Origin of the sequence: Blautia wexlerae (assembly GCF_013300825.1) — a bacterium.
GTDB classification, from domain to species: Bacteria; Bacillota; Clostridia; order Lachnospirales; family Lachnospiraceae; genus Blautia_A; species Blautia_A wexlerae_B.
This window is the reverse complement of the sequence record NZ_JAAIMY010000035.1, coordinates 20,699-28,375: the sequence shown is the minus strand read 5'-3', so window position 1 is coordinate 28,375 and position 7,677 is coordinate 20,699. Positions and strand designations below refer to the sequence as shown.

The 7,677-nt window shown below is 37.5% G+C and carries 8 protein-coding genes, 2 tRNA genes and 1 riboswitch; of the genes, 4 read left to right on the top strand and 6 right to left on the bottom strand.

Annotation, left to right across the window (positions count from 1 at the left end; genetic code table 11):
* Nucleotides 1–419: 419 nt before the first annotated feature.
* The gene (gene epsC, locus G4417_RS14245) at nucleotides 420–1,346 is read right to left on the bottom strand and encodes a serine O-acetyltransferase EpsC (RefSeq protein WP_173683963.1); all 927 of its coding nucleotides are present in this window, start codon (nucleotides 1,344–1,346) and stop codon (nucleotides 420–422) included.
* Between the two features lie 236 nt (nucleotides 1,347–1,582).
* Here epsC and G4417_RS14240 point away from each other — a divergent pair.
* The 3 genes from G4417_RS14240 (at nucleotide 1,583) to G4417_RS14230 (ending at nucleotide 2,767) form a co-directional block, all read left to right on the top strand.
* Nucleotides 1,583–1,670, top strand: a tRNA-Ser gene (locus tag G4417_RS14240).
* Between the two features lie 116 nt (nucleotides 1,671–1,786).
* A tRNA-Trp gene (locus tag G4417_RS14235) sits at nucleotides 1,787–1,857 on the top strand.
* Nucleotides 1,858–2,062: 205 nt separating this feature from the next.
* Nucleotides 2,063–2,767, top strand: coding sequence for a hypothetical protein (locus tag G4417_RS14230; protein ID WP_173683962.1), 705 nt, complete (start codon nucleotides 2,063–2,065; stop codon nucleotides 2,765–2,767).
* 240 nt (nucleotides 2,768–3,007) lie between these two features.
* Here G4417_RS14230 and G4417_RS14225 read toward each other — a convergent pair whose 3' ends face one another.
* The 3 genes from G4417_RS14225 to G4417_RS14215 all read right to left on the bottom strand — a co-directional run bounded on the left by G4417_RS14225 (nucleotide 3,008) and on the right by G4417_RS14215 (nucleotide 4,423).
* On the bottom strand, nucleotides 3,008–3,691 hold the full coding sequence (locus tag G4417_RS14225) for a hypothetical protein (protein WP_173683961.1): 684 nt from the start codon (nucleotides 3,689–3,691) through the stop codon (nucleotides 3,008–3,010).
* A gap of 145 nt (nucleotides 3,692–3,836) precedes the next feature.
* Nucleotides 3,837–4,148 carry a type II toxin-antitoxin system RelE/ParE family toxin gene (locus tag G4417_RS14220; RefSeq protein WP_173683960.1) on the bottom strand — a complete coding sequence of 104 codons (312 nt, stop codon included), beginning with the start codon at nucleotides 4,146–4,148 and terminating at the stop codon, nucleotides 3,837–3,839.
* Nucleotides 4,145–4,423, bottom strand: coding sequence for a type II toxin-antitoxin system Phd/YefM family antitoxin (locus tag G4417_RS14215; protein ID WP_173683959.1), 279 nt, complete (start codon nucleotides 4,421–4,423; stop codon nucleotides 4,145–4,147). The genes G4417_RS14220 and G4417_RS14215 overlap by 4 nt, the downstream gene beginning before the upstream one ends.
* A gap of 215 nt (nucleotides 4,424–4,638) precedes the next feature.
* Here G4417_RS14215 and G4417_RS17595 point away from each other — a divergent pair, with 215 nt between their 5' ends.
* Nucleotides 4,639–4,854, top strand: coding sequence for a helix-turn-helix domain-containing protein (locus G4417_RS17595; protein WP_173683958.1), 216 nt, complete (start codon nucleotides 4,639–4,641; stop codon nucleotides 4,852–4,854).
* Between the two features lie 332 nt (nucleotides 4,855–5,186).
* Here the strand turns inward: G4417_RS17595 and G4417_RS14205 are convergent, their stop codons facing one another.
* Together G4417_RS14205 and G4417_RS14200 are read right to left on the bottom strand one after the other, a co-directional pair.
* On the bottom strand, nucleotides 5,187–6,176 hold the full coding sequence (locus G4417_RS14205) for a hypothetical protein (protein ID WP_173683957.1): 990 nt from the start codon (nucleotides 6,174–6,176) through the stop codon (nucleotides 5,187–5,189).
* Nucleotides 6,177–6,300: 124 nt separating this feature from the next.
* Nucleotides 6,301–7,227, bottom strand: coding sequence for a cation diffusion facilitator family transporter (locus G4417_RS14200; RefSeq protein ID WP_173683965.1), 927 nt, complete (start codon nucleotides 7,225–7,227; stop codon nucleotides 6,301–6,303).
* Nucleotides 7,228–7,534: 307 nt separating this feature from the next.
* Nucleotides 7,535–7,641, bottom strand: a riboswitch (NiCo riboswitch).
* Nucleotides 7,642–7,677 lie beyond the last annotated feature (36 nt).

Below are 7,677 nucleotides of genomic sequence, written 5' to 3'. Positions count from 1 at the left end.
GAACCCACGTATCCAGCTTGGAAGGCTGGTGTTCTACCATTGAACTACACCCGCACAGCTTGTTGTCTGTGTATCTCTGTCGCATCAACGAAGACTAGTATATATGATGAAACTGTATTTGTCAACACTAAATTTAAATTTTTTCTATTTTTTTAACAACATATACAAATTATCATCTGGCAAACAATTTTGTCAAGCAGATAAATTCATCCGTTTCGCTGCTCAGCTCTATACCGAATAACTGCTATGCAGTTTATCAGAAGGAGCTTTCACTCCTCCTGATATAAGCAAATTTCCACCTGCTGCTTATTACTTTCCACAATGAAAGCCTGAACTTACTGTATATGATGGAACCTGTCAGGAAAACAAAATTATAGCAATCCTCTGAAATAATTTCTGTTTACAGTGTTAACCGGAGATCAGTTCTCCCAATCCCATACATTCGTAGCTTCCACTTCACTTTTTGGTTTCTTGATCACAAGTTCAGGACTCTTCGCACTGACCTTGGTATTTGCCGGAATGGATTCTGTAATGAAAGTATTACCACCGATGATCGTATTCTCACCGATCACGGTTTCACCGCCCAGCACAGAAGAGTTAGAATAAATTGTCACATTATCTCTGATCGTCGGATGTCTCTTCACATTGGCAAGCAGTTGTCCCTGACGGGTGGAAAGAGCACCAAGTGTCACACCCTGATACAGCTTCACATTCTTTCCAATCTCTGTAGTCTCACCGATTACAACACCTGTTCCATGGTCAATAAAGAAATATTCTCCAATCGTAGCACCCGGGTTGATATCGATACCTGTATAACCATGTGCATATTCAGACATAATTCTTGGAATAAACGGCACATTTTCCAGATAAAGAACATGTGCAAGTCTGTATACATAAATTGCATAAAATCCAGGATAGGAGAAAATAATCTCCTCTTTACTCTTGGCAGCCGGATCACCGTCAAAACCTGCCTGCAGATCGGTCAGCAGCATACGCTGGATTTCCGGAACATTTGCAAAAAATCTCTCTGTGATCTGCTCTGCATGTTCTTTGGCCTTCTGTTCTTCTTCACCCTGATATAAAAATGCAATCTCAATCTGTTCCTGTAAGCAGTCATACAAATCATTCAGGCGGTATGCCACGTAATGTTCCGGAAATACACTCGCACTGGAATCCACACTGAAGTATCCCGGAAAAATAATGGAACGCATATCTTTAATAAAATTAATAATCTCTTTTTTATTCGGAAGACGATTTCTGTCCTTTCCAAGAAAAAGGGCTTCTTTACGGTAATTGTCTGTCAGCCTCTCTACAGCCTCCAGAATCGTTTTTTTCTTATCTGTCATGATCATTATTTCACCTGTCTGCTTTCTTCGCAGCCGAATACCTGTTTTTAGCCAACCTCATTTTCTCAGATAAACAGCCGCAATTTGTTATTATCTTATTACAGCAAGAGCAATTCGTCAACAAAAAAGAATTGACCTTTTTACAGATTCCTTATATAATAAGAGACAGTTCGGAAATATAACCGATCTGTTCAGAAGTTTTGCAGGATTTATGACAATCCTGTAATCTGAAATCCGGAGATGTACCCAAGTGGCTGAAGGGTCCGCACTCGAAATGCGGTAGACCGGGCAACCGGTGCGAGGGTTCAAATCCCTCCATCTCCGCTCTTATTATAACTTTTTCTCTCAAATATTTTTATAATAATTGCATAATATCCTTGACAATCGTTGCTTTTATATGTATAATTGCAACAGTAAAAGGAATTTACATATAAGTTTATAGGGGATTGGTCAAATGGTATGATAGGGGTCTCCAAAACCTTTGGTGGGAGTTCGATTCTCTCATCCCCTGCTTCTAATGAGTCAGAAAGTCAGTGAAATCAAGGCTTTCTGGCTCTTTTATTTTATCTGAAAATGTCAGGGAATCAGATAGGTACTTTAATAAATATGAATATGATTACAAAAATAGAAATTTATGCTATACTGATAATACTTGAATAGTTCCGGCATCCGTTCCGGTCTGAACTGTTCCATTTCAATTCAGGAGGAAAAAAAGTATGAACAAAATAAGCAAGAAATTACTTTCTTTATTAGTTGTATTCAGTATGATATTCTCTATGTTTGCAATGACATCTGTTACAACATTTGCAGAAGAAAAGCTTCCGCAAACAATAACGCTTGTCGCATATCCAAAGGCCACACCTGAATTTTTGACATCATTATCTTCAAAGGCTTCCGCCTTAAAAACAAGCAATACTTCAGTTGTTTCAGTAAAACAGACAAAATATACTTATGGTTCTCAGGCATATTACAGGATTTCACTGGTGCCGAAAAAAGCTGGAACAGCAACGGTATCCCTGAAATGTAAAGGTAAAACATATAAAACTAAAGTAACAATAAAAAAATATATAAATCCAGTCAAATCTGTGAAGATCGGCACAACTTCTATTGCCTCCTCAAAATTTAATTCATCTGCGACAACCCGTCTCAGTTATACCAAATTTGGGAGCAAAAATGTAAAGACAACAGTTTCTCTGAAAAGTGGATGGAAACTTGAAGAACTTTATATTTTTAAGGGAGATCCACGTAAAGGCAGCATGAAACCAGCTATTGAATATATGCAGAAAGGCTGGATGCGTTCAGAATCTGTAGCGAATGGCAGTAAGATTCCTGTAAAAGGCGGAAAAGGTTTTAAGATTATGTTTACTGCAAAAAATACAGCTTCTGGAGTAAATGAAAGATTTACAATAGAATTAAGATAAACTCATTTATCCAAAAGAATAACAGATATATTTTTCAGGAACGGAACAATGCGCAAGTTTGGGGATGACTATTCATTCCAGATTTGCGCATTGTTAAATTACAAGTATTTATAGCAATCCTCTAATAATGCATTTACGAGGATTGTTATAATTATTCAGTTACTGAAAAATATGGATGTTACAGCATTCATAAACGTTAAAAATATCCCCGTGGCGGTAACTGCCATGGGGATATCTCTATTATTTGAAGGCGATAACAACTTTATTTTCTACGCCATTTGCATCTCTGAGAGAAAATTTAAGATTAAAATTTCCTTTTCCATTTTGTAAGGTGAAAGTTTCAGAACTCATATCAGCGGTTACTGCGCCGTAGAGAGTACTATCGTTTTTATCACATGCAGCTAAATTTCCAGACCATCCGTTTTTTATCTGGTAAGTGATTTTATTTTTCTTTCCCTTATAGGTATTATAATTTAATTTGATGACATCTGTTTTGTTAAATTTACTACCGGAAATTTTCTTTCCATTGATTGTTATAGATACAATTGGATTTTTATATTTTAAAATAGTAATTTTGGTTTTATATGTCTTACTGCCGATTTTTATAGAAGTAGTTGTTGTACCTGCCTGTTTAGGAACAAATGTGAAGATAACACGGGTTTCGCCTAATGGATTTGTTACTTTCTGTTTCTTTACGGTTCCAATTTTTTTATTTGTATACGTAATGGTTATCTTTTCAGTTGACATAGTTGCACCCATGTATAGAATCTGATATGGGGATTTTGACGGTGAGGAATAGCCTTTCATTGTTTTCTGGATATCAGTAACACCAACAGAACCGCTATGAGCAAATGTTGGGACTGTAAGCAGAAGCATAGACAATACTGTTACTAATGCAACAATTTTTTTCAGTGTTCTTTTCATAAACTTTTTCTCCTTTTCTTCACTTTAGCTTAGTAAAGTGTTTTTATAGCTTGATTTTACTATGGCAGTATTTTATAGTCAATATATCATTCGTATTTAAACTTAGAAAAACCTCTCTCAAAAAAAGTGAAAGAGGTTCTTCTTATTATAGTAGTTTCCGATATTCCCGTCTGCCGTCCACGACAGCATAAATCGTTACGATCTGTTGAGATTCGTTGACCTTATAAAATACAAGATGCCGTTCTACGATCAGGACTATGTAACCCTGTCGGCGCAAGGTTGCATAGTGGGGAACACTGCCAGAATACGGGAAATCTTTTAAATTGTTAATTGCTTTTTCGATTTTATCCAGATAATTCAGTGCAATATCCACACTGCCAGAGTCATCGGCAATGTAGAAGATGATATCCCGGAGCTGTTCGTCTGCCTTATCTGTTCGCAAAATTTGGTAGCTCATCTGTTCCCCCTTGCTAATAATGCACTGCGGATATCGTCAAAAGTTTCCTGTACAGGTGCAACTCTGCCCTGTGCAACATCTTCTTCTGCATCAGCTAACGTACGTAACAGTTCCAGTTCTGCGGTCATCTGATTGTATTCCTGTAATCCCATGAGAACAGTATCGCCGATGCCGTTTTTAGTAATGATAACAGGGGTTCGTTCTTCACGGCATGTTCTGGAAATTTCGCTGTAATTGTTTCGTAATGCTGCGGATGGTCTGATAATTGCTTCCATATAATATTACCTCCCGTTCTTTGATAGTCATATTATATCATAATTTACATATGCCATTCAATAAATTTTATATTTTCAATTCCGAAAATATAATTACAAAATCAAAGTATTTACTTATAATCAACACTATGTTATTCTTTTTACAACATGGATGTTGTAGCGTTCATAGACGTTAAAAAAATCATGTTATCATTTCCAAAAAGAGGAGTGATGATGTGATTTCCTACGAGCCTTTTTGGAAAACAATTAATGAACGCAAAATAACAACTTACCAATTAATCTATAAACAGGGCATTCTGCCTGACACTATACAAAGGTTACGTAGTGGCAAGACCATCACCACGCAGACGATTAATACACTTTGTTCTGTAATAAATTGTGAAGTGTCTGATATAATGAAATATGTACCAGATACAGATGATAAAAATTAAGTATAAAAATCCCACTCTATATATGATGATACAGAGTGGGTAATATAATAAGAAATATAATTTTCTATTAGCTGGTTACTTTCAAGTTATTTTAAATTGTTCCAGTGTCCAGAAATGGGAAAAAACGTGTTAAGATACCACCCAATACCCTCCTTTTTTAGAAAATCTAATCACATCTAATCATGTTGAATCTTAAAAAACATTGATTTTATGCGGGTTTACGGGTTTTGGGAAGAAGTTCTATTCTCTCATCCCCTGCTCTTAAAAAGTGCTCGAAAGCCTTGTATTTACTGGCTTTCGAGCACTTTCGTTTTTTGTCAAAATCAAATCTGTTAAAACTTGATTTTCTGTCTTAAATGATAATAGGGATGGGTAGGTGATCCAAACAGAGTTCCATACATATTGTCATAATAAAGGCCATTGATCATAACAAAAGCATGATCCTCCAAAGCAGTGATCACATAAGGTTCATAGCCCAATTCTTTGGCTACTGCTGCCAGACAGCTGGCTACGCCATAGCAATTTCCGGTAAGATTTGTCTGAAACATATCCAAGGCATATTTATATACCCATGTTTGTGTTTTGAATTCAGCCTCCGTGGGGCGTTTCCAGGGAGTATATCTGGTATACCACATGATATAATTAAAGCAGGCACGAAGCTTCTGATAGTTATTCATGTTCTTGGTGGTATGCGCTGCAATAAACTTTTTGGCCTCCAACATCTCTCTGGCCTGAGTAAGATCTGCCGCCCCGTTTTTATTAAATTTAATTCCATCTATTTTTGTATTTACCGCACATTTTCCATTGGAATATGAATAATACATTTTATTTTTATATTCATTCCAGCCTTTGACAGCTCTGCCCTTTGTATCTACAAAATAGCTGATATTTTTTACCTTTACTACTGCTTTTTTAGCAGGGGAAAGTCTGCGCGCCTTTTCATCAAAAACATAATATACACCCTTCACTTTATAATAACCATTTGCAGCAGCTTTTCCATTGGACTTGAACCAATAATAATGGTTTTTCACTTTCTTCCAGGTATTTGTAACCATTTTACCATTGATGTAATAGCGATAGGAATTTCCCTCTTTCAAAAGTCCCTTCTTTACAATCGGTGTTGCTTCTGGTGTTATTGTTATGTCCGGCTCCGGTGTTACCGTTGGATTGACGATTTCTGTGGTATCATTTCCGTTTGTTTCTCCAACCTGAGCAGCATAAATTCCGATATTTCCGACCATAACTGCAAACACCACTGCCATCAGCAATATCACTGATCTGAATACAGACTTCCCCTTTCTGACTTCTTCTCCTTCATTCATTGTTGTCTAGCCTCCTTAATCTATCCTGTGTCTGACTTACTTTGCCACATTGTCATTGTAACTCCATAGGATAGATTTTGCAATCAGAACAACTGTTAAGTACGGATATCTTATTTGAAGTAAATTACTCATTCACCGGATTCACATGAACCATACAATGTTTTACGTCTTTAAAATTCTTCTCTATACTATGATGAACATTTTCTGCAATGTCATGTGCCTCATTCAGTGGAATCGTTCCATCTGCTGAGATTTCAATATCCACATACATCTTGGAACCAAAAAGTCGTGTCTGGAGAAGGTCGATTCCCTTCACGCCTTTCACTCCCATGATCACTTCTCTCATGCTCTCTTCTGTTGCCTCATCGCAGGAATGGTCAACCATCTTATCAATTGCATCTCTGAAAATATCCACAGATGCTTTCACGATCAGTACACAGATTGCCACACTGGCAATCGGATCCAGGATCGGGAAGCCAAGTCTTGCACCCAGGATACCGATAAATGCACCAACAGAAGACATTGCATCTGAGCGATGGTGCCATGCATCTGCCATCAGTGCGCCAGAGTTTATTTTCTTCGCAGCACTTCTGGTATACCAGAACATCCATTCCTTCACTACAATAGAAACAACTGCCGCAATCAGTGCCAATGTTCCAGGAATTGCAATGCTTGCTCCTGAAGTACTCTTAATAATGTTCTCAATTCCATTCATACCGATTCCGATACCAGTTGCCAGAAGTAACCCGGACAAAATAATGGAAGATACACATTCCATCCGCTCATGTCCATACTGATGCTCCTTATCGGATTTTTTGCTGGATAAATTCACACCGACTATTACTACGAAAGTACTTCCCACATCAGATGCTGAATGAATCGCATCTGAGATCATAGCACCTGAATGTGCCAGAATTCCGGCAAGTAATTTAAATAAGGAAAGTAACAGGTTTACTGCAATACTCACACCTGATACCTTCATTGCCACCTTATGTTCCCATGCAGGCTCTTCCTTCTTAGCTGTCGTGTTACTGTTTGTCTTGTCTGACATTGCTGTCATGTTTAATTTTTTTGTCTGTTCCATAACCAGGACCTCCTAAATTTTCTTTTCAAATATATAAGCTTTTGTACTTTCCTATATTTGAGTTTACAGGTTCTTCTTATGTCACATACATTGCGTCACAGTCAGAAAACATATTTCCTTTCTGCGACTTATCAAAGTGCGGTCTTACAGGGGTCTTTTTGTAACTCTGAATTGCACCCGTTTCAAAAAATTCTCCTAAAAGAAAATTTCTCTAAAAGAAAATCTCTCCAAAACATATTTTCCAGAAAACAAAAAGACACACCTGCGGAACATACACTGTCCCACAGATATGTCTGAAAATGTTCATATCTGCTGCCGCTTCACGCGGCCCGGCCCCACGCCCTCGAACACCTCGGGCATCGCCTGCTCAGTTTGTACTGTTGATCTCGCATTCTGTTGAATGTAATGCAGTGCAAA

What these genes read in the sequence shown, in the direction of transcription:
- epsC (WP_173683963.1), bottom strand. Translation starts at nt 1,346, where the DNA reads ATGACAGATAAGAAAAAAACGATTCTGGAGGCTGTAGAGAGGCTGACA.
- G4417_RS14230 (WP_173683962.1), top strand. Translation starts at nt 2,063, where the DNA reads ATGAACAAAATAAGCAAGAAATTACTTTCTTTATTAGTTGTATTCAGT.
- G4417_RS14225 (WP_173683961.1), bottom strand. Translation starts at nt 3,691, where the DNA reads ATGAAAAGAACACTGAAAAAAATTGTTGCATTAGTAACAGTATTGTCT.
- G4417_RS14220 (WP_173683960.1), bottom strand. Translation starts at nt 4,148, where the DNA reads ATGAGCTACCAAATTTTGCGAACAGATAAGGCAGACGAACAGCTCCGG.
- G4417_RS14215 (WP_173683959.1), bottom strand. Translation starts at nt 4,423, where the DNA reads ATGGAAGCAATTATCAGACCATCCGCAGCATTACGAAACAATTACAGC.
- G4417_RS14205 (WP_173683957.1), bottom strand. Translation starts at nt 6,176, where the DNA reads ATGAATGAAGGAGAAGAAGTCAGAAAGGGGAAGTCTGTATTCAGATCA.
- G4417_RS14200 (WP_173683965.1), bottom strand. Translation starts at nt 7,227, where the DNA reads ATGTCAGACAAGACAAACAGTAACACGACAGCTAAGAAGGAAGAGCCT.